Annotated in this window: 23 protein-coding genes; 22 read left to right on the top strand and 1 reads right to left on the bottom strand. The window is 47.6% G+C overall.

The window, feature by feature from the left end; translation table 11 throughout:
• The first annotated feature begins 24 nt into the window (after positions 1-24).
• The 3 genes from MMB75_RS04220 (at position 25) to MMB75_RS04230 (ending at position 3046) form a co-directional block, all read left to right on the top strand.
• A complete protein-coding gene (locus MMB75_RS04220) occupies positions 25-1542 on the top strand; it encodes a sugar ABC transporter ATP-binding protein (RefSeq protein WP_016822217.1) in 1518 nt (505 codons plus the stop codon).
• Positions 1539-2525 (top strand): ABC transporter permease, encoded by a 987-nt coding sequence (locus MMB75_RS04225; RefSeq protein ID WP_044785209.1) that lies wholly within the window; start codon positions 1539-1541, stop codon positions 2523-2525. Before MMB75_RS04220 ends, MMB75_RS04225 begins: the two co-directional genes overlap by 4 nt.
• Before the next feature lie 248 nt (positions 2526-2773).
• The gene (locus MMB75_RS04230; RefSeq protein WP_014599981.1) at positions 2774-3046 is read left to right on the top strand and encodes an HU family DNA-binding protein; all 273 of its coding nucleotides are present in this window, start codon (positions 2774-2776) and stop codon (positions 3044-3046) included.
• A 71-nt stretch (positions 3047-3117) separates the two neighbouring features.
• On the opposite strand, the gene MMB75_RS04235 is transcribed toward MMB75_RS04230, so the two are convergent.
• The gene (locus MMB75_RS04235; RefSeq protein ID WP_186290444.1) at positions 3118-3291 is read right to left on the bottom strand and encodes a hypothetical protein; all 174 of its coding nucleotides are present in this window, start codon (positions 3289-3291) and stop codon (positions 3118-3120) included.
• 156 nt (positions 3292-3447) lie between these two features.
• Here MMB75_RS04235 and mtrB point away from each other — a divergent pair, with 156 nt between their 5' ends.
• The 19 genes from mtrB (at position 3448) to trpA (ending at position 20106) form a co-directional block, all read left to right on the top strand.
• Positions 3448-3678 (top strand): trp RNA-binding attenuation protein MtrB, encoded by a 231-nt coding sequence (mtrB, locus tag MMB75_RS04240; RefSeq protein ID WP_013371682.1) that lies wholly within the window; start codon positions 3448-3450, stop codon positions 3676-3678.
• A 98-nt stretch (positions 3679-3776) separates the two neighbouring features.
• Positions 3777-4328: a hypothetical protein gene (locus MMB75_RS04245; RefSeq protein WP_016822214.1), complete on the top strand. Its 552-nt coding sequence runs from the start codon at positions 3777-3779 to the stop codon at positions 4326-4328.
• A 116-nt stretch (positions 4329-4444) separates the two neighbouring features.
• Positions 4445-5314, top strand: a complete 870-nt coding sequence (locus tag MMB75_RS04250) for a heptaprenyl diphosphate synthase component 1 (RefSeq protein ID WP_016822213.1) — start codon at positions 4445-4447, stop codon at positions 5312-5314.
• 9 nt (positions 5315-5323) lie between these two features.
• Complete coding sequence (locus MMB75_RS04255; RefSeq protein WP_017427546.1) at positions 5324-6052, top strand: demethylmenaquinone methyltransferase; 729 nt, start codon at positions 5324-5326, stop codon at positions 6050-6052.
• A complete protein-coding gene (locus tag MMB75_RS04260) occupies positions 6045-6917 on the top strand; it encodes a UbiA-like polyprenyltransferase (RefSeq protein ID WP_016822211.1) in 873 nt (290 codons plus the stop codon). The genes MMB75_RS04255 and MMB75_RS04260 overlap by 8 nt, the downstream gene beginning before the upstream one ends.
• Complete coding sequence (locus MMB75_RS04265; protein WP_016822210.1) at positions 6917-7576, top strand: UbiX family flavin prenyltransferase; 660 nt, start codon at positions 6917-6919, stop codon at positions 7574-7576. The genes MMB75_RS04260 and MMB75_RS04265 overlap by 1 nt, the downstream gene beginning before the upstream one ends.
• Positions 7533-8399, top strand: coding sequence for a menaquinone biosynthetic enzyme MqnA/MqnD family protein (locus MMB75_RS04270; protein ID WP_016822209.1), 867 nt, complete (start codon positions 7533-7535; stop codon positions 8397-8399). The genes MMB75_RS04265 and MMB75_RS04270 overlap by 44 nt, the downstream gene beginning before the upstream one ends.
• A complete protein-coding gene (locus tag MMB75_RS04275; protein ID WP_016822208.1) occupies positions 8396-9370 on the top strand; it encodes a polyprenyl synthetase family protein in 975 nt (324 codons plus the stop codon). The genes MMB75_RS04270 and MMB75_RS04275 overlap by 4 nt, the downstream gene beginning before the upstream one ends.
• Positions 9371-9480: 110 nt before the next feature.
• Complete coding sequence (ndk, locus tag MMB75_RS04280; RefSeq protein ID WP_013371674.1) at positions 9481-9924, top strand: nucleoside-diphosphate kinase; 444 nt, start codon at positions 9481-9483, stop codon at positions 9922-9924.
• Positions 9925-9954: 30 nt separating this feature from the next.
• Positions 9955-10755: a CheR family methyltransferase gene (locus MMB75_RS04285; RefSeq protein ID WP_013371673.1), complete on the top strand. Its 801-nt coding sequence runs from the start codon at positions 9955-9957 to the stop codon at positions 10753-10755.
• Between the two features lie 232 nt (positions 10756-10987).
• Entirely contained in the window at positions 10988-12157 is a 1170-nt protein-coding gene (aroC, locus tag MMB75_RS04290; RefSeq protein ID WP_019687864.1) for a chorismate synthase, read from the top strand.
• 1 nt (position 12158) lies between these two features.
• Complete coding sequence (aroB, locus tag MMB75_RS04295) at positions 12159-13253, top strand: 3-dehydroquinate synthase (protein ID WP_016822206.1); 1095 nt, start codon at positions 12159-12161, stop codon at positions 13251-13253.
• 2 nt (positions 13254-13255) lie between these two features.
• Positions 13256-13630 carry a chorismate mutase gene (gene aroH / locus MMB75_RS04300; RefSeq protein WP_016822205.1) on the top strand — a complete coding sequence of 125 codons (375 nt, stop codon included), beginning with the start codon at positions 13256-13258 and terminating at the stop codon, positions 13628-13630.
• Between the two features lie 383 nt (positions 13631-14013).
• A complete protein-coding gene (trpE, locus tag MMB75_RS04305; protein ID WP_016822204.1) occupies positions 14014-15564 on the top strand; it encodes an anthranilate synthase component I in 1551 nt (516 codons plus the stop codon).
• 32 nt (positions 15565-15596) lie between these two features.
• Positions 15597-16643, top strand: a complete 1047-nt coding sequence (gene trpD, locus MMB75_RS04310; protein WP_016822203.1) for an anthranilate phosphoribosyltransferase — start codon at positions 15597-15599, stop codon at positions 16641-16643.
• Complete coding sequence (trpC, locus tag MMB75_RS04315; RefSeq protein WP_016822202.1) at positions 16633-17427, top strand: indole-3-glycerol phosphate synthase TrpC; 795 nt, start codon at positions 16633-16635, stop codon at positions 17425-17427. Before trpD ends, trpC begins: the two co-directional genes overlap by 11 nt.
• On the top strand, positions 17424-18110 hold the full coding sequence (locus MMB75_RS04320; RefSeq protein WP_031461665.1) for a phosphoribosylanthranilate isomerase: 687 nt from the start codon (positions 17424-17426) through the stop codon (positions 18108-18110). Before trpC ends, MMB75_RS04320 begins: the two co-directional genes overlap by 4 nt.
• On the top strand, positions 18107-19303 hold the full coding sequence (trpB, locus tag MMB75_RS04325) for a tryptophan synthase subunit beta (protein WP_031461664.1): 1197 nt from the start codon (positions 18107-18109) through the stop codon (positions 19301-19303). Before MMB75_RS04320 ends, trpB begins: the two co-directional genes overlap by 4 nt.
• Positions 19300-20106 (top strand): tryptophan synthase subunit alpha, encoded by an 807-nt coding sequence (gene trpA, locus MMB75_RS04330; protein WP_025365127.1) that lies wholly within the window; start codon positions 19300-19302, stop codon positions 20104-20106. The genes trpB and trpA overlap by 4 nt, the downstream gene beginning before the upstream one ends.
• Positions 20107-20117 lie beyond the last annotated feature (11 nt).

A 20117-nucleotide genomic window follows, 5' to 3' on the forward strand; every position in this document is an offset into this window, starting at 1 on the left:
ATAAGCGGGAGTGAGGGGACATTCATGAGTACACAAGTATATACATTGGAGATGAAGAAGATCAGCAAACGGTTTGCTGGTGTAGATGCGCTGAGAGCCGTGGATTTTACGGTGCAGGGTGGCGAAATTCACGCTCTGCTAGGTGCCAACGGGGCAGGGAAGAGCACATTAATGAAAATCTTGTCAGGTGCGTATCGTTTCGATCAGGGAGCGATCGTTGTGGATGGCAAGGAGCTGATTATTCGTTCACCGTGGGAAGCCAAAAGAGCCGGAATTCACTGCGTGTATCAAGAAGTCGATTCGGCACTTGTGCCTCAGTTAACCGTCGCGGAAAATATTGTAATGGACGATTTGTCTGTACCTGATGGTCGATGGTGGGCTGCACCAGCGTCCATGCGCAGGCGAGCACGTGAGGCATTAGCGCGTCTGGAGGTTGATATAGATGTACGACGATACGTGTCAGAATTGACGTTGGCAGAAAAGCAGCTTGTACTCATCGCACGGATTTTGACACAGCAGGCGAATACTATCATTTTTGACGAGCCAACGGCACCGCTGAGCGAGGAAGAAACGAGGCGTTTGTTCCGCACCATTCATACCCTCAAGGATGAGGGAGTAGCATGTATTCTCATTACGCACCGATTGCCGGAGGTCATCGCGCACAGTGACCGTATTACGGTGATGCGTGATGGTGAGCGCGTGTTCTCGGGACCTGCTTCTGATTTAAATGTAGGCGACATTATCACGTATATGCTTGGGAAAACATTTGATGAGGAATTTCCGAAAACAGAGGTACCTATTGGTGAAACGGTATTGGAAGCAAAAGGACTCCGTAAGGGATTGCGGGTTCACGGCGTTGATTTGCAGGTCAGACGTGGCGAAATTCTGTCTATTGTGGGTTTGGTCGGTGCGGGCAAGACGGAACTGTCACGACTTCTTACGGGGGCAGACAAGCCTGATGTGGGGGAGCTGACCTTCAAGGGGCGCTTCATTCGTATGCGTGAGCCAGCGGACGCGGTAGCTCAAGGAATTGTGTCCATACCCGAGGAGCGGCGTAAGCAGGGGGTCTTGATTGAGGAGAGCGTGGAACGAAACCTTAGTCTTCCGCTCTTGGGCAAGCTGAGTGTCCTGGGTTTCATCAGTCGGCATAAAGAACGTAATAACGGTAATGGGGTTGTCGCCTCTCTTGGTATTAAGACGCCTTCACTGCGCCAGAATGTTAAGTATTTGAGCGGTGGGAATCAGCAAAAGGTTGCGATAGGAAAATGGCTTCATTCCGGTGCGGATGTATTCGTTTTTGACGAGCCAACCAAGGGTGTGGATATAGGGGCAAAAAGCGATATTTTCCGTATCATCGGAGAATTGGCTGCACAAGGAAAAGCAATCATTTATCTTACCTGTGAATTCGCGGAAGGTATAGGCATTGGTGATCGGATAGCAGTCATGTATGACGGTAAAATAATAAGGGAATTTGCGCGAGGCGAAGTCGAACAGGAACAGCTTCTGTTGTACGCCAGCGGTGGTGAAGAGGTGCATTCATGAAGGAAAAATGGTTAAATGTCTCGTTTCGTTACGGTGCTGTAGTTGTCATTATAGGTGTGTTGGCGTTTTTCTCAGCCACATTACCTTATTTCTGGACGTATGATAATTTGATGGATATTCTTGGCTCCATTGCGATTGTGACTTTCGTGGCCATTGGTGTGACTTTATCACTTATTGTAGACGGTTTTGACCTGTCGGTTGGTGCAACGGTATCCTTGACGACGGTCGTCTCAGCCTCGTTGATGGTCTGGTATGAACAGCCTGTTGCAGTGGTTATTATTGTATCTCTGATTGTTGGAGCTTTGGTTGGGCTGTTGAATTCACTTTTGATTATTAAACTGCGTATCCCCGATTTGCTCGCAACTCTAGCCATTATGTATATCGTTAGCGGGATTCACCAAACATACGCACAAGGCTATACCATCTACAATCATATGCAGTTTCCTGATGGCAGCAAGGCGCCAGGCGAGATATCTCCAGCATTTCTTTTACTGGGGCAGGGTAAATGGTTGGGTATCCCGATTTCGGTTATTTTACTGTTGCTAGCTGTGGCAGCGGTGCATGTTTTCTTGACCTACACAAAGCACGGGCGTCAAATGTATGTAACTGGCGGGAATGAGGAGGCTGCTCGTCTGTCAGGTATACGGGTAAAAAAGGTCCGTACACTGGCCTATATTGCTTCAGGCATATTTGCGGCAATTGCCGGTATTTTATATGCCTCGCGTGTAGGCTCGGGTCAAATTGACGCTGGCTCTCCCTTACTTATGGAGGCGGTAGCTGCAGTATTCGTCGGTTTTTCAGTGTTTGGTGCGGGTAAACCCAATGTTATTGGTACATTTATTGGTGCAGTGTTAATCGGCGTATTAGTTAATGGACTGACCATGATGAATGTGCAATATTTTGCCCATGACATTGTCAAAGGAGTAGTGCTGGTGCTTGCGCTGGCTGTTACTTTTTACGTACTGAACCGTCGTCGTACTTGAAATTGTCTGTCGACTGTATTACTATAAACCTTGTTCCACGCAAGAAGGGTGCCATAAAACGCCAGTTTCGGCCTATATGGCGGTGGTTAGGTATATTCTATGTATATTTAACGACGAAACGGAAACAGATGATAACATTATGGAAGGCAGTATGCCGCCCGGGTTATTTTATACAGGCGACTTCATTATCGGTGGAGCACACCGATAACCTTAATGCTGGACTACACTTGAATTGGGAGGTGAATATGTTGAATAAAACGGATTTGATCAATCAGGTTTCTGAGAGCACTGAATTGTCCAAAAAGGACGTAACCAAAGCAATCGATGCAGTATTTGAAGCGATCGCTGGAGCACTGCAAAACGGAGACAAGGTACAACTGGTAGGTTTCGGGAACTTTGAGGTTCGTGAACGTTCCGCACGTAAAGGACGTAACCCGCAAACAGGAGAAGAAATCGAAATCCCTGCGAGCAAAATTCCGGCATTCAAACCGGGTAAAGCGCTCAAAGACGGAATTAAATAAGATTTCTTACATATTCCCAATGCGCTGAAAGGACCGTGAATTTGATTCACGGCCTTTTCTTTTTGTCCTATTTACTTTGTGGTAGAGGTGCTATGGACTGAAGAAGAGGAAGGTGTCTTGCCGTTTCGCGAGGCATAAGCAATCAGCACCAGGGGTTTACCTGTCAGCTCGGCAAATTCATGTTCCAGCCGTTGAAGCTGCTCTATCTGAGCAGGACTGAGATTGGCGGGACGATAGTTTTCCATCCGATCCGTTCCTTTCGTTAATAGATGGGACTGCACAGATAGTATGGCACAGGAAGCACTAATTGTTGCAGGCAGCGTGGGAAGCAGGTAGTTGACAAAACAAGCTTAAATCTCCATCATAAAAATATAGCTTCGGCTCTCAGGGAGGAAAAGGACATGGAAGATAATGTGACGGGCAGCAGTGAGTACGTCGTAATTAAAGCAAAAAGCAATGGATGCCAGGTTTTTGGTCTGACGAGAGGTCAGGATACACGCCTGCATCACTCAGAAAAATTGGACAAGGGCGAGGTGATGATCGTTCAATTTACGGATCATACTTCTGCCATCAAAATTCGCGGCAAGGCCGTGGTGATGACCAAGCACGGTGTTGTAGATACGGAGGAGTAAAATGCAGGCATAGCCTGCTTTTTTTTGTTGTACAATGAGAGTGAGGACCTTTACCGTAGCAAACCCACATTATGGGGTAGGGGTCAGGGGAGGCTCTGATGAAACCTTGGATTGTACTCGGTGGTTCCATTCTCATAACCACCGCAGCAGCAATATTGCTGCCGTCCTTACAGATGCTGGACTCGGGTACCGCAGCAGTTCGTGAAACACAGGCGACAATTTCGCCCCAGCAACGAGTACTGCTGACGGATGACAATCTGGTAGACACACTGAATGAGCTTCCATTAACCACACCGATTACAAGTGTAAGCTGGGAACATTCAGTCCTGACCATCGATGTTAAGCTGTCCAAGGAAGAAACCACACCACTGGAGATTTATCAAAACATGGCGGAGCTTGCCGCCTTTAGCTTTTACGGAACGACGAATGTACGGCAATTGCTGTTGCGGGTGGTGACGCAGGACGAATGGTCAGGAGAACGCCATTTGCTGCTGGCATCCGATATACGCCGGAACGAGTGGACGAACGAGGCATTGGAACAACTTAGAAATCGGGAAGGCGCTGAACTGCCAGAAGATTTGAAATCTCGTTTCCGCATTACAGTAACGCCTATGTGGCAAAACAGGTTTAGCGGTGTATATACAAACTAGATGTTTCTACCGCTGGACCTACAGTACTTTAGTCGCGAATCATTTTAAATTGTGATATAATATAAGGCATTGCAATTATTTGAGTATACCAGAAAGTCATGGCTCGGAGGCTTAGGATGAAACCGTATCGCGTACCTCAATTAGCAAGGAAATATGTGGAATACGACATGATTCAACAACATACGGAAATGCCGGCTTTTCCTGACAGCCGTACCCGTTTGCTGTTTGAGTTTTTGAACCGGAATGCGCAAGGGCTGCATGCCAGTGAGGATGAACTGTACGCTTTGGTTACATCACTTGTGCAGATGGGACTGGATACGCATGATATGATTGATACTTTATCCGGTATACGAAGTCCGGAAGAGATGCGTTCCAGACAGCTGAAAGTGTTAGCCGGTGACTACTTCAGCAGCCGTTTTTATCAGCTACTTGCACTGGCAGGCCGAATCGAGGCCATTTCGAAGCTGAGTGATGCTGTATGTGAAGTGAACGCAGGGAAAATGAGCTTATACTGGGAGATGAAGCATTATCGATTGAATGCCGCTCAGTATTTATCTCAGATGGTTTGCTTCAAACAGGAGCTTTTTTTATCATTGACTTCACTTATTGCAGAACAGGATCAGGAAGTCTGGAAGCAGCTTCTTAATGAATTCGCTGTCTGTGACACGCTGGTGGAGGAATGGGAGAAACGGGCAGAACCAGACAAGTCCCGTTTCGGATATATGTTCTGGCATATTTACGGTAACGGAGACCAGCATGAGCAGGCACTGCTTTCAGAGGGTGGTACTGAAACAGCAGTTTGGCGTAAGCTTGTGCTGAAATACAAAGCCGAGGATGCGATACTGGACAAGCTTCGCACGGCTGCTACACACATCCGGCAGACCCTGTCAGATGAACAAAACACGGGGATTGAGGAATTTGAATGCATGCTTGAGCCTTTCCTGAAGCTGCTAAACAGTTCGCACCCGGTTGTGAGGGAAGGTTAGGTGAACGTCATGGGATCAAGCGACACCAAGCCGAAAGAGCAATTCGTTCATGGCGTGTTTGAAAGTATAGCCGGTAAATACGATTTGATGAACGATATACTGAGCTTTCGTAGACATAAGGCTTGGCGGAAATTTACAATGAAAAAAATGAACATGCATCACGGCGATACGGCAATCGACCTTTGTTGTGGGACATGTGACTGGACGCTTGCGATGGCGCGTGCAAGTGAAAGTGGTCACATCGTAGGATTGGATTTTAGCCAGAACATGCTAAATGTTGGCGAGCGCAAGATTACATCAGAATCCCGCGAAAAGCAAATCAAGCTTGTACGAGGCAACGCGATGGATCTACCTTTTGAAGACAATTCATTTGATTATGCGACGATTGGTTTCGGTCTTCGCAACGTACCTGATTTGCGCCGCGTGTTGCAGGAAATGCAACGTGTCGTCAAGCCTGGTGGGCAGGTCGTATGTTTGGAGTTGTCCAAACCTACTTGGCAGCCGTTCAAGGGAATTTACTACGCATATTTTCAACACATCTTGCCCATGCTCGGCAAATTGTTCGCCAAACGTTATGAGCAGTACAAATGGCTCCCTGATTCGTTGGCGCTTTTTCCAGGAAGGGATGAACTGGCTGACATCTTTCGTGAAGTCGGATTAAAGGATGTTCAGGCTCATTCTCTCACCGGAGGCATTGCGGCATTGCATATTGGAATCAAGGAGAGTCAGCATGTTTAAGAAAATTGCTATTTTTTTGGAAATGATTAAAATTGAACATACTTTATTTGCGCTCCCATTTGCATTTATGGGGGCTGTATTGGGGTCAGTTGTCGTGACGGATAACCTTCCCTCATGGCCGCAGATCGGTTGGATCTTGCTGGCTATGGTTGGCGCACGTAGCGCAGCCTTCGGCTTCAATCGTATGATTGACCGTGTGATTGACGGGAAAAATCCGCGTACAGCAGGACGCGCTATTCCGGCAGGGCTGCTCAAATCGAGCGAAGTGGTGATTTTCATCATCGTTAGCTTGTTGTTGTTATTTTGGGCCTCATTCAAGTTAAGTCCGCTGGCGTTCAAGCTGTTCCCGCTGGCCTTTTTTATGCTTGTTTTTTACTCTTACACCAAGCGTTTTACTTGGCTTTGCCACTTTGTACTTGGTTTGACCATTGGTTTGGCGCCGCTAGGCGCGTGGGTTGCAGTGACGGGACAAATGGATTTAACTGCTATCGTACTTTATCTCACGATTGCATTTTGGACCGCTGGCTTTGATGTTATTTATGCTTGTCAGGATATTGATTTTGACCAGAGCGAAGGGGTTTATTCTATTCCTGCCCGTTTTGGTGTAGCAGGTGCTCTGAACATCGCCCGTGTGTTCCATGTCATTACGGCGATCGGATTTATTGTGCTGTTCTTTATCGCAGATTTAAGCTGGTGGTATCTGGCGGGCATGATTATTTCATACATTATTTTATTTTATGAGCACTATATCGTATCTCCAAAAGATTTGAGTCGTTTGCAGACAGCATTCTTTACTATGAACGGTGTACTTAGCATTGTCGTATTTGCTTTTACACTGATTGATTTGGTGGTGCGTCAATACTAATGAATAATCAGGTGAGCAACCATCAAGGCAAACGAATCGTTATTGGCATTACAGGTGCGAGCGGAAGTATTTATGGTGTACGACTAGTAGAGACACTGCTGGACTTGCAGTATACAGTTCACCTGATTGTTTCTAATGCTGGCTGGCGGGTACTGAAAGAGGAGCTGGGCTGGAATGTGACCGACCGGGAAGGAGCTTTGAATGAACAATTCGGAGGCCGTCCCGGTTCTCTTGTATACCATCCGTTCACAGATATTGGAGCTTCAATAGCGAGTGGCTCTTATTTAGTAGATGCCATGATTATCATGCCGTGCTCGATGGGGACGTTGTCAGCGGTAGCGCACGGTTCGTCTGATAATCTCATGGCACGTGCAGCAGATGTGATGATGAAGGAAGGTCGTCCGCTAATCCTTGTGCCTCGTGAGACACCGCTACATGCTATTCATTTGGAGAATATGCTTAAGCTTGCGAGACTCGGCGTCAAAATGATTCCGGCCATGCCAGCTTTTTATTTTCATCCAAAGACGCTGGATGATATTGTACTGTTCCTCGTAGGCAAAGTATTAGACAGCTTGCGTATAGAACATCAACTGTTTACGAGATGGGGGGATTCCGATGCCGATACCGGACACCAAGACAATCACAATCGGAAAAATTAAATATACAAACGCCTGGCCTATTTTTCATTACTTTAATCCTTCAGAGCTTCTCCATTCGGCGGAGATGGTTTCCAAAGTTCCGGCTGAATTGAATCGAGGCATGCTGAAAGGGAGTTTGGATATGAGTGCGATGTCCTCCTTTGCGTATGCATCAGGTGCTGAGGAAATGCTGCTGTTGCCCGATTTATCCGTTAGTGCAGACGGTCCAGTCCAATCCATTTTACTATTTTCACGTAAGCCGCTAAATGAAATCATTAACGGCACCATTGCACTGACGAATACTTCAGCCACATCGGTGAACTTGTTGAAAATTTTGATGCAAAAGGCATGGGAAGGTCAGCCTACTTACTTTGATTGTGAACCGGATCTTGATTTGATGCTGGAACAGGCAGATGCAGGGCTGCTGATTGGAGATCACGCGATCAAGGCTTCCTGGCGAAGTGAGGGCCTGTACGTAACCGACCTCGGGGAAGAGTGGAAACGCTGGACGGGCTATAGTATGACCTTTGCTGTATGGGCAGTTCGACGTGCTGTTGCTGCTCAGAATCCCGCTGCAGTGGCTGAAATTGCGAGTGCGTTCCGCGTAAGCAAACAGCGTAGTCTGTCTGACCTGACACCTGTTATTTCTGAAGCTTGCAAGGAAATTGGAGGTTCAGAAGATTATTGGGAGCGCTACTTTACGAATCTGTGTTATGATTTTGGAGAGAAGCAACAACAAGGTTTAGAGCTTTATTTTAAGTATGCATATGAACTGGGGCTGCTTGACCGACGAGTGAAGCCGCTTCTCTGGAGTGACAATACGCTGACACGGGTGAAAGAATGAAACGATTGGATTTGTTCGGTTTATTAAAAAAGGATATGAACTTCATAGAAGAAGAGCTGTACCGCAGCATTGACAGTAGGGAGCCGTTGATTAATGATACGTCGCTTCATCTGCTTAAAGCAGGGGGCAAGCGTTTGCGTCCCGTATTTGTATTGCTGGGGGGCAAGTTTGGAGAATATGATCTGGACAAGCTCAAGCGCATAGCGGTACCTCTGGAACTGATTCATTCTGCCTCTCTCGTTCATGACGATGTGATTGACGATGCGGAAATGAGACGCGGCCAACCCACCGTGAAGTCCAAATGGGACAATCGGGTGGCTATGTACACCGGAGACTACATATATGCACGCGCACTATCTATTGCTGCTGGGCTGCCGAATCCCGATATTCACCGAGTGCTGTCTAAGGCGTTGGTGCAGATGTCGATTGGTGAAATGGAACAAATACGTGATTTTTTTAATGTGGATCAGAGTGTACGCAATTACTTGCTTCGCATACGGCGCAAAACAGCATTGTTGATTGCGGTCAGCTGCCAGTTGGGAGCTATGGCTGCAGGAGCACGGGAAAGAGTCAACTCACTGTTGTACAGCTATGGCTATAACGTAGGTATGGCTTTTCAAATTCAGGATGATTTACTTGATCTGTGTGGAACAGAAAAAAAGATCGGCAAGCCGCCAGGCAGTGATATGAGACAGGGCAATATTACACTTCCGGTCATTTATGCGCTTGAACAACCCGAACTGCGGGATGATCTACTGGCTGAAATTCGGCGAATTCAGGATGGGGACGGGCAAGGAGACGCCCGTAAAGCGGTGGATATGATCAAAAAAAGTGAAGGAATCGCTAAAGCTGAAATTCTCGCTGACCGATATATTAATAAAGCGCTGAACGCGCTGGACTTACTACCAGATGTCAAAACAAAAAAGACGCTGCGCGACATTGCTCATTTTGTAACACGCCGCTCCTACTAAAGTTGTATTTTAGGTTTGCTGTGACAAAATACTTTAACCGTTTCCAATCTTTCTGTTACAATACAGATTAGTACTGTATAAATACATTAGATTGGATTGGGAGTGAGCCGATGGATCGTACGTTTTTGATGGTTAAACCGGATGGTGTACAACGCGGACTGATTGGACGTATTGTCAGTCGTTTGGAAGACAAGGGCTTCAAAATGGCGGCTGGCAAGCTTGTGCAGGTATCTAGAGAACAAGCAGAGCGGCATTATGCGGAGCATGTGGGCAAGCCTTTTTTTGAAGAGCTTGTAGGCTTTATCACATCAGGACCTGTATTTGCCATGGTTTGGGAAGGGGATAACATTGTTACGCTTTCCCGCTTGCTGATTGGTAAAACACAAGTAACAGAGGCTCTTCCGGGCACCATTCGTGGAGACTTTGCTGCACATACACCGTTTAACCTCATTCATGGTTCAGATTCACCGGAGAGCGCAGAGCGCGAGATTGCAAATTTTTTCACACCGGAAGAATTGGTTCGGTATGAAAAAACTGTAGCGACCTGGGTGTAAGTTTAATTACGTATGAAGAAGGATGGTAGCATGACAGATCTGGAACTGGGTCAGACGGACCCCGATTACACAGCGTTTATCCGCAAAATCAAGGACAGCACAGGTATTGATCTTGCACAATACAAAGAAGCACAGATGAAAAGGCGGTTAACGACGCTTCGCAACAAAAACGGGTTTCCCAGTTTTGTTTCTTTTTATGATGCCATGATGAAGGAAAAACCTCTATTCTATGAATTTCTGGATCGTATGACGATCAATGTTTCCGAGTTTTGGCGAAACCCCAATCGGTGGGAAGTGCTGCGGGATATCATTTTGCCACAGCTGCTTGTGGGAAAGCAGAAGCTTAAGCTGTGGAGTGCGGCCTGCTCGACTGGTGAAGAGCCCTATAGCTTGGCTATGGTTCTCGACGGTAAAGGGATTTTAGGGAATTGCTCTATTACAGCTTCCGACATTGATGATGGTGCATTGGCTAAAGCCAAGGAAGGTAAATATTTGGAGCGTTCGCTCAAGGATGTGCCTGAGCAGGTAGCTAGCAAATATTTTAAACCAGACGGTGCCATGTATCGGATTGATGACCGTCTAAAACAGGCTGTGAAATTTCAAAAGCAAAACTTGCTGCTGGATCGGTTTGAGGATGGGTATGATCTCATTATCTGTCGAAATGTTATGATTTATTTTACAGAAGAGGCCAAACATGCGTTGTATCAAAAGTTTGCTGCCAGCCTTCGTCCCGGCGGTGTTTTATTTGTCGGCAGTACCGAGCAAATCTTTTCTCCTAACCAATATGGGCTGGAATCGACTGAAACCTTTTTTTATCGCAAAAAAGCATAAGCCTGTACATATCATCCATCGTTTCGTAGGAACTTATTTCTATTCTTAAGTAATGGATGGCTGGCTTATCAACAGCGCACGTCCTTTAGCTCTTCTGGCTGAGGGACGTGTTTTTTTGTTTATCTGCCTCAGACGTGGCTTTTCTTGTCAAAGAAAGGTGCGTATACTATAATGAAGCACAGTTAAAGATTTTAGCGATGCACAGTTTAACAGTTTAAAGGGGGAACGCGTCATGAGTTTACGTTATTTAACCGCGGGGGAAACGCATGGTCCCCAGCTAACTGCCATTGTAGAGGGTATGCCGAGTAATTTGAAATTGGATTTTGAAGAATTGAATTTTCAATTGCACCGTCGTCAGAAAGGATATGGACGGGGGCGGCGTATGCAGATTGAAAAAGATACGGCGAAGATTGCTGGTGGCGTACGTCACGGATATACCACAGGTGCACCAATTGCACTAGTTGTGGAAAATAACGATTGGAAGCACTGGCAGAATATTATGAATATTGAGCCTATTGAAGGCAGTGATGAAGAAAAGCGTCGGGTTCATCGGCCGCGTCCGGGTCATGCGGATTTGAATGGCGGAATGAAATACAACCTGAAGGATCTTCGTAACGTGTTGGAACGCTCTAGTGCACGGGAAACAGCAATTCGTGTGGCATGTGGCGGGTTGGCTCGTCAATTGCTGGCTGAGTTCGGGATCAAGGTGGCAGGTCAGGTCATCCGCATTGGTGAAATCGAAGCTCCTTATCGCGATTTGCCGATTGATGAACTGATTGCCGTAACAGAAGCTTCTTCGGTAAGAGTAACCGATCCAGAAACGGAGAAGAAAATGGAAGCCTACATTGACCTGATCAAGCAAGAAGGTGACTCCGTCGGTGGTGTAGTGGAATGTATCGTGGAAGGTGTTCCGATTGGTCTGGGCAGTCATGTACAGTATGATCGGAAGTTGGATGCACGTATCGCACAAGGCGTCATGTCGATCAATGCATTTAAAGGTGTGGAAATCGGCATTGGGTTTGAAGCAGGAGAATTGCGCGGTTCACAGGTGCATGACGAGATTTTATATGATGAGGAACGTGGATATCACCGTCGTACGAATCGTTTGGGTGGTTTTGAGGGTGGCATGACCAACGGAATGCCAGTGGTGGTTCGTGGCGTTATGAAGCCAATTCCCACACTTTATAAGCCGCTGCAAAGCGTTGACATTGATACGAAAGAAGCGTTCACTGCACAGGTTGAGCGTTCGGATGCATGTGCGGTACCAGCGGCAAGCGTAGTCATGGAGCATGTGGTAGCTTGGGAGATAGCCAAAGCTTTACTAGAGAAATTCGGCGGGGATTCAATTGAAGAAATCCGTGCGAATATTGCATCCTATGAACAACAACTGGAGCAATACTAAGATGAGTACGCTGACGGTACAGCTTGGCGAACGTTCTTATCCTATTCTTATCGGACGTGGGTTGCTGCATCAAGCCGGAGAGTCGTTGAAGGAACGAGGAATTGCACAAAAAAGCCCATTATTGATTGTTTCAGACGAAAATGTAGCGGGATTCTACTTGGCAACATTGGAAAGCAATCTTCAAGAGGCGGGGTACAAAACGGTATCATTTGTCGTTAAGCCAGGTGAAACATCCAAGTCGCTTGCTGTATTTGAGCGAGGTATAACAGCAGCCATTGAGGGCGGTTTGGATCGCAATTCAGCTGTTATCGCTCTTGGTGGTGGTGTGGTGGGTGATTTGGCTGGATTTGTGGCGGCATCTTTTATGAGAGGCATCAAGTTCGTACAGGTTCCAACTACTATCCTTGCCCATGACAGCAGCGTGGGTGGTAAGGTCGGCATCAATCATCCTTTGGCGAAAAATATGATAGGAGCCTTTCATCAACCGGAACTCGTACTGTATGACGTAGATACGTTGTCAACATTACCTCCTCGCGAGGTATCTGCGGGGCTTGCTGAAATGATCAAGCATGGCTTGATCTGGGATGCTGATTTTGCTCAGTGGTGCCGTGAACATTCGACGGATTTGCTCGGACTGGATGCGACGGCACTGGAGTACGGGCTGGAGAAGGGATGCTCCATTAAAGCCGAAGTTGTATCGCGCGATGAACGAGAAAATGATTTGCGCGCTATTTTAAACTTAGGCCATACGATTGGGCATGCGATTGAAGCGATTGCGGGATATGGTGAGTTTTTACACGGGGAAGCCATTTCTATTGGTATGGTTGGCTCGGCACTACTGGGTGTGAAGCTGGGGGCAGATCCTTCTTTGGTAAACGAAACGAAGGAAATGCTGTCATCGCTGCGCTTACCGACTTCTCTTCCGTCACATCTCGATACAGATCGACTGCTCGAAGCGATGATGCATGACAAAAAATTCAAAGAAGGCAGCATTACTTTCGTTGTCCCACGCAGTATTGGGCGTGTGGAGGTTGTGAAGGATATTTCCGTCTCTTACATCCGGGAAGTCATTGAACAGTTAAAAGAGGAGGCGTAACGATGTACAATCGTGGAATTCGTGGCGCGACGACCGTGACGAATAATGAAGCAAACGAAATTTTGGAAGCAACAAGCCAACTACTGGAGGAAATTGTATCCTATAATGAAATTCAGCCGGAGGATATTAGTAATGTATGGATAACGGTGACCCATGACCTGGATGCTGCCTTTCCAGCCATGGCCATCCGTCAGCTTGACGGCTGGGACATGGTTCCGCTCATGTGTGCATTAGAAATTCCTGTAGCTGGTAGCTTGCCCAAGTGCATCCGTTTGATGGTACAGGTGAATACCGATAAATCTCAGCGTGAAATGAAACATGTATATTTGAACGGAGCACAGATGCTAAGACCGGATCTGGCTTCCCAAGGGAAATAATCGTCCATTTTTTAAGTTGATGGTTGCCAAAGTAACATTCCATGAGATATAGTGTGTGTAGCAGAGTTGAGTAGAGTAGAGTTAGCCAGAGCAGAGTTGAGATGAGAAGAGTGTAGTCTAGCCAATTCCATATGAGATTACAGAGACCAGCGGTAGCGGGTAAGCTTTTGTCCGTGAAGAGACCTTCTTCTATAGAGAAGCTTATTTGAGGTAACCTGCGCGGTTATGCAAAAGGGATAAGTGTATGCTTTTCTATTTGCTGTGATCATTTTACATATGGAGCATTCTTATAATTTCAATAACTGACAGCCTCTACCTTACGGGTAGAGGCTTTTTTATTCTCTCCATTGGGTTCTGCGCCAATTTGGAAAGGAAGTGATCTCATGTTAACGCCGCATGTGGAGCAAGTGATAGCGATGGCGAATGAATTTAACCTGATTCCTGTGTACAAAAAAGTGCTGGCTGATATGGAGACGCCGATTCGGATTTTCCGTCGGTATGCTGAGCGGGACCGTGCCTTTCTGCTGGAGAGTGTAGAGGGAGGCGAGCAGTGGGCGCGACATTCCTTCATCGGAACAGACCCATTTCTGATGGTCTCAGGTAAAAAAGGTCGATTGATTTTGGAACAACACGGTAAACGGCAAATATTAAGCGACAAGCCGATTGAAGCGCTCAAAGCATTACTTCGTAAATACCGTAGTCCGAAACTGAAAGACATGCCTCCATTTACAGGCGGGGCTATCGGATTTTTTGGATATGACCTGCTTCAATACTACGAAAAGCTGCCAGAGCACTCGGTAGATGATTTGAATATGGATGATATTCGTTTTATGTTTTGCGATCAAGTCATTGTCTTTGATCATGTGAAACAGCAAATTTTGCTGGTTGGCAATGTTCATATAGGTGAAGGGTTCCGCGAGGAGGACATTCGTGCTGCTTATGCAGATGTGGAACGCAAGTTGGAGAACACGGCGCAGTATCTGCGCAAGCAGTCCCCACCGGAGCGATTAGGCTCTGCCTCCATTCCTGATGATGTGGAACTGGGTGAGATCCAATCCAATGTGACAAAGGAACAGTTTATATCAAACGTGGAGCAGGCAAAGGAGTATATCCGCTCCGGTGATATTTTTCAGGTTGTACTGTCCCAGCGTTTTCACATCGATACAGAGGCCTCTCCACTACAGGTATACCGCGTGCTGCGCACGATGAACCCGTCGCCATATATGTATTATCTGAAAATGGATGACGAGATCATCGTAGGCACTTCGCCGGAGGCACTCGTCAAGGTGGAAAACGGCCGTGTAGAGACCCGACCGATTGCAGGAACGAGACCGCGTGGCGTAACGGAAACCGAAGATGCGGCGCTTGCTGAAGAATTGTTGAAGGATGAAAAAGAACGTGCAGAGCATCTGATGTTGGTAGATCTGGGAAGAAATGATCTGGGACGTGTATCCCAGTTTGGCACCGTAAAATGCGATACATTTATGGAGATTGAACGCTATTCCCACGTGATGCACATTGTATCGAATGTGTCGGGCGAACTGCGTGAGGACAAAGATTTCTTCGATGCTTTTCTGTCTTGCCTGCCGGCCGGCACCGTATCCGGAGCTCCAAAGCTACGGGCGATGGAGATTATTGCTGAGCTGGAGCGGGAAGCACGCGGAACCTATGCAGGAGCAATTGGATATTTGGGCTTCTCAGGCAATATGGATGCTTGCATTACGATTCGCACAATTGTGTTTAAAAAGAACCGGGCCTATGTCCAGGCAGGGGCTGGAATTGTGTGGGACTCGGTACCGGAAAGCGAGTATCAGGAGACGGTGAACAAAGCAAAGGCACTGCTCAAAGCAATCCGCACGGCGGAAGCGATGTTTCCAGCAACGACACAGCCTTACAACAGCGTCATCAACCAAGATTATTTGTACACTCCGTAACACAAAAATCTGATTCTGAGGAGGAGACGACAATGGAACGACATGACATGATACAAGTAGGGTTAAGCCGGATCATTGAAGGACAGCATCTTTCGCGTACGGAGGCCCGTAGCGTGATGGAACAGATTATGAGTGGGAGTGCTACACAGGCGCAAATCGGCGGGCTCCTGACGGCTCTTCGCCTCAAGGGAGAGACGGTAGATGAAATCACCGGTTTTGCCGAAGCAATGCGCAATTACGCTAGTCCAGTGCAAGCTGGGGAGGGGAACAGTCGTCTACTGGATACATGCGGCACCGGGGGTTCGGGTATTCACAAGTTTAATATTTCCACCATTTCCGCTATTATCGCGGCTTCGGTTTCTGTACGGGTAGCCAAGCACGGCAACCGCTCTGCAAGTGGCCGTGCCGGGAGCGCTGATGTCCTGGAGGCACTCGGAGTCAACATTCATTTGACAAGTGATCAGGCTCGCTCGTGTCTGGACCGCATCGGGATCTGCTTTTTATTCGCACAGCTGTATCATCCGTCTATGAAGCATGCCGCAGCACCGCGCCGCGAGCTAGGTGTGCGGACGGTATTCAATATGCTCGGTCCATTGACGAATCCGGCTGGTGCGGATCGGCAGTTGCTGGGTATTTATGATGTTGGCAAAACGGAAGTGATTGCCGAGGTATTGAACCAGCTTGGCTCCAAACGAGCCATGGTCGTCAGCAGTTTGGATGGGCTAGATGAAATTAGTATTTCGGCCGCCACACGAGTATCCGAGCTCAAGGACGGCAAGGTTCACACGTTCGAGCTTCATCCGTCCGATCTGGGCTTGCAGACACATTCTCTCGATCAGGTGTTGGGCGGCGATGCACAGGTTAACGCAGAGATCATACGGCGAATTTTGAACGGAGAGCATGGAGCTTATCGTGATGTTGTGCTAGCGAATGCAGGAGCGTGTATTTATGTCTCAGGCGCAGCAGCTACCTTAACAGACGGAGTAGCGCGAGCGGCAGAAGCCATCGACTCTGGATTGGCTCTTTCCAAGCTGGATCAATTAATACAGGCAACGGGGGAATATCAATATGTATCTTGATAAAATTGTGGTGACGAAGCGACAAGAAGTGGAGCAGCTTAAGCAGCATTTTGAGATTAATAAAGCCGAACGCTTAATTGCAGATTTACCTGTGACGAGAGGATTTGAAAATGCGATCGCTAGCGGACGCAACCGTCCGCTCGGGCTGATTGCTGAAGTAAAGAAGGCTTCTCCGTCCAAAGGGTTGATTCGACCCAATTTCCATCCGGTGGATATTGCGCGTGCATATGAGGGAGCAGGAGCCGATTGCATTTCTGTACTGACAGATGTTACGTATTTTCAGGGGAGTCCTGAATATTTACAGCAAATTCGCGATCAAGTGAAAATTCCGCTGCTGCGAAAAGATTTTATCATTGATGAACGGCAAATCTATGAAGCTCGTCTATTGGGAGCGGATGCGGTACTATTGATTGCCGCGATATTGGAACCCCATGTTTTAGGGTCATTCTTGCAAATCGCCAAGGATCTTGGGCTGGATGCGTTGGTAGAGGTGCATGACAGTGAGGAACTTAAAGCAGTGCTGGATCTGGGTACAGCGACCTTAGTTGGTGTGAACAATCGCAATCTTCGGACATTTGAGACCCGTCTCCAGACGACAGAGGAGCTGATCTCACTGATCCCAAAAGGGGTTACATTCATCAGCGAAAGCGGCATTGCAGGACCGGAAGATGTTAAGTATCTGCATTCGGTAGGTGCGCACGGCATTCTTGTAGGGGAGCATCTGATGCGTAAGGAAGATGTAGGACAGGCTGTAGTCGAATTGATGGACGGGGTTAAAGCATGAACAAAACGGGCGTAAAAATTTGTGGACTTCAAAGCGTTGAAGTGCTAAAATCTATGGTAAACTTACCGGTCGATTATATAGGTTTTGTGTTTGCTGACAGCAAGCGCCGGATTGACGGCGCACATGCTGGAGAGTTGCTTCGCGTATTGGATAAATGGGCCTCGGGCAGCAGACCGCGCAGCGTGGGCGTATTTGTGAACCCTGACGATGCACTGTTAAACGATGTGATGGAGAAAGCACCATTGGATGTCATTCAGTTGCATGGACAGGAGAGTCCGCAGCGTTGCCGGGAGCTTAAGGAACATTTCGGCATACAGGTATTCAAGGCTTGGTCTGTGCACAATCAAGAGCAGACGGTGAAGGGCCAGGCAGAACGCCGGGCGGACGAACTGGAGGCCTACGTTGGGACGATTGATGCTTTACTGCTGGATACCTATGATCCCCTGTATGGTGGCGGTTCTGGAAAAACGTTTGCGTGGGATCGAATTCCCGCCTATCAGGCTTGGACTCATCAACACGGAATCCCTCTGTTTGTAGCTGGGGGGCTGACTGCCGATAACGCAGAAAAGCTGATTAGCGAGTATCATCCCGACGGGCTGGATGTTTCCAGCGGTGTAGAGACGAACGGAGTCAAGGACATTGCAAAAATCACAGCATTCGTAGAAAGGGTGAAGCAGGCATGACACAATTACCTGATAACAACGGACGTTTTGGAACATTTGGCGGACGTTTTGTACCGGAAACGTTGATGAACGCACTGATTGAATTGGAGGAATCCTACCGAAAATACGCGGATGATCCTGAATTTAAAGCAGAGTTGAACGGACTTCTAAAAGACTATTCGGGTCGGGAAACTCCGCTTTATCATGCGGAGCGTCTGAGCCAACATCTGGGCGGGGCAAAAATTTACTTGAAGCGCGAAGATTTAAACCATACTGGCGCCCACAAAATTAATAATGCATTGGCCCAGGGATTGCTGGCAAAGCGTATGGGTAAACAGAAGGTCATTGCCGAAACAGGTGCAGGACAGCATGGTGTCGCAACGGCTACCGTAGCTGCATTGCTCGGATTGGAATGCAAAGTGTTTATGGGCGAAGAGGATACGGTTCGCCAGCAGTTGAACGTATTTCGGATGCAGCTTTTGGGTGCGGAAGTGATTCCGGTGACATCGGGTACACGTACACTTAAGGATGCCGGGAATGAAGCTTTACGTTATTGGGTGAGCCATGTTCATGACACGTTCTATATTTTGGGTTCGGCTGTCGGTCCGCATCCGTATCCGATGATGGTGCGGGATTTCCAGCGTGTGATAGGCGATGAAACACGCCGTCAGATCTTGGAGAAGGAAGGCAGACTTCCGGATGTTGTTGTGGCAGCGATCGGTGGCGGAAGCAATGCTATCGGTATGTTTTATCCTTTCATAGAGGATCAAGGTGTTGCTTTGATTGGCGTGGAGGCTGCTGGAAAAGGCGTCGAGACGGAATTCCATGCAGCTACCATGAGCAAGGGGACGCAAGGAGTCTTCCAAGGCTCTATGAGTTATCTGCTTCAGGATGAGTACGGACAAGTGCAACCTGCGCATTCCATCTCGGCTGGACTGGATTATCCAGGTGTTGGACCGGAGCATTCATACCTAAAAGATATTGAGCGGGCCCAATATGTCCCGATTACTGATCAGGAAGCGCTGGGTGCACTTCAGCTCCTTTGCCGTACCGAAGGAATACTGCCTGCATTAGAGTCGGCACATGCCGTTGCACAGGTCGCCAAGCTGGCACCTACGTTGACTTCAGATGATATTATCGTTATTTGTTTGTCTGGGCGTGGGGATAAAGATGTGGACTCCATTATCAAGTATTTAGGGGGAAATCCGTCATGAATTTAATTGATCAGGCGTTTGAACGCCTTAAACATGAAGGCAAAACGGCATTAATTCCTTTTCTGACGGTAGGCGACCCGGATGTGGATACCACGATAGAGATCATTCGGCAGTTAGAGTCAGCCGGAGCCGATATATTGGAACTAGGCGTACCTTATTCGGACCCGTTGGCTGACGGCCCTGTGATTCAGCGTGCGTCTGAACGTGCACTGAAACGGCAAATTTCAATCCGCACCTGTATGGAGACAGCGTCTCTGGCTAGGGCGGCAGGTTCAAGCCTGCCTTTTATTCTGTTCACATATTATAATCCTGTATTGCAGATGGGGATGGATGCTTTCTTTGCAGGCTTGCAGGAGTACGGTATCAGTGGTCTGATTATTCCGGATCTTCCGCTTGAAGAAGCAGAGGAGCTGGGAGGACGGGCAGCAGAGGTAGGTGTGCATCTGATTCCGCTGGTAGCCCCAACGTCTGAACAACGGATCGAACGAATTGCCCGTCAGGCCCGAGGATTTGTGTACTGTGTATCTTCGCTGGGTGTAACCGGAGAAAGAGCTTCTTTTTTTGAAGGTATAGAGGGCTTTATCGCGCAGGTCAAACGGCATACGGATGTTCCGGTGGCGATAGGCTTTGGTATTTCAAATCGTGAGCAGGTTGTCCGGTTTTCAGACATTTGCGATGGAGTTGTGGTTGGCAGTGCCATTGTGCGACAGGTGGAGGAAGCCATTCCATTGCTGGAGGATTCTGCACGCAGAGAAGAAGGACTTTTGCAAATTCGCGATTTTGTGGCACAATTAAAGCAGTAATGGGTGTCAAA

The sequence above is a fragment of the Paenibacillus sp. P2(2022) genome, assembly GCF_029522175.1.
GTDB lineage: Bacteria > Bacillota > Bacilli > Paenibacillales > Paenibacillaceae > Paenibacillus > Paenibacillus polymyxa.

What these genes read in the sequence shown, in the direction of transcription:
- trpC (WP_016822202.1), top strand. Translation starts at nt 16,633, where the DNA reads ATGTATCTTGATAAAATTGTGGTGACGAAGCGACAAGAAGTGGAGCAG.
- MMB75_RS04275 (WP_016822208.1), top strand. Translation starts at nt 8,396, where the DNA reads ATGAAACGATTGGATTTGTTCGGTTTATTAAAAAAGGATATGAACTTC.
- MMB75_RS04270 (WP_016822209.1), top strand. Translation starts at nt 7,533, where the DNA reads ATGCCGATACCGGACACCAAGACAATCACAATCGGAAAAATTAAATAT.
- MMB75_RS04260 (WP_016822211.1), top strand. Translation starts at nt 6,045, where the DNA reads ATGTTTAAGAAAATTGCTATTTTTTTGGAAATGATTAAAATTGAACAT.
- trpE (WP_016822204.1), top strand. Translation starts at nt 14,014, where the DNA reads ATGTTAACGCCGCATGTGGAGCAAGTGATAGCGATGGCGAATGAATTT.
- MMB75_RS04225 (WP_044785209.1), top strand. Translation starts at nt 1,539, where the DNA reads ATGAAGGAAAAATGGTTAAATGTCTCGTTTCGTTACGGTGCTGTAGTT.
- MMB75_RS04285 (WP_013371673.1), top strand. Translation starts at nt 9,955, where the DNA reads ATGACAGATCTGGAACTGGGTCAGACGGACCCCGATTACACAGCGTTT.
- aroC (WP_019687864.1), top strand. Translation starts at nt 10,988, where the DNA reads ATGAGTTTACGTTATTTAACCGCGGGGGAAACGCATGGTCCCCAGCTA.
- MMB75_RS04245 (WP_016822214.1), top strand. Translation starts at nt 3,777, where the DNA reads ATGAAACCTTGGATTGTACTCGGTGGTTCCATTCTCATAACCACCGCA.
- MMB75_RS04235 (WP_186290444.1), bottom strand. Translation starts at nt 3,291, where the DNA reads ATGGAAAACTATCGTCCCGCCAATCTCAGTCCTGCTCAGATAGAGCAG.
- aroB (WP_016822206.1), top strand. Translation starts at nt 12,159, where the DNA reads ATGAGTACGCTGACGGTACAGCTTGGCGAACGTTCTTATCCTATTCTT.
- mtrB (WP_013371682.1), top strand. Translation starts at nt 3,448, where the DNA reads ATGGAAGATAATGTGACGGGCAGCAGTGAGTACGTCGTAATTAAAGCA.
- MMB75_RS04250 (WP_016822213.1), top strand. Translation starts at nt 4,445, where the DNA reads ATGAAACCGTATCGCGTACCTCAATTAGCAAGGAAATATGTGGAATAC.
- aroH (WP_016822205.1), top strand. Translation starts at nt 13,256, where the DNA reads ATGTACAATCGTGGAATTCGTGGCGCGACGACCGTGACGAATAATGAA.
- trpB (WP_031461664.1), top strand. Translation starts at nt 18,107, where the DNA reads ATGACACAATTACCTGATAACAACGGACGTTTTGGAACATTTGGCGGA.
- trpA (WP_025365127.1), top strand. Translation starts at nt 19,300, where the DNA reads ATGAATTTAATTGATCAGGCGTTTGAACGCCTTAAACATGAAGGCAAA.
- MMB75_RS04320 (WP_031461665.1), top strand. Translation starts at nt 17,424, where the DNA reads ATGAACAAAACGGGCGTAAAAATTTGTGGACTTCAAAGCGTTGAAGTG.
- ndk (WP_013371674.1), top strand. Translation starts at nt 9,481, where the DNA reads ATGGATCGTACGTTTTTGATGGTTAAACCGGATGGTGTACAACGCGGA.
- trpD (WP_016822203.1), top strand. Translation starts at nt 15,597, where the DNA reads ATGGAACGACATGACATGATACAAGTAGGGTTAAGCCGGATCATTGAA.
- MMB75_RS04220 (WP_016822217.1), top strand. Translation starts at nt 25, where the DNA reads ATGAGTACACAAGTATATACATTGGAGATGAAGAAGATCAGCAAACGG.
- MMB75_RS04265 (WP_016822210.1), top strand. Translation starts at nt 6,917, where the DNA reads ATGAATAATCAGGTGAGCAACCATCAAGGCAAACGAATCGTTATTGGC.
- MMB75_RS04255 (WP_017427546.1), top strand. Translation starts at nt 5,324, where the DNA reads ATGGGATCAAGCGACACCAAGCCGAAAGAGCAATTCGTTCATGGCGTG.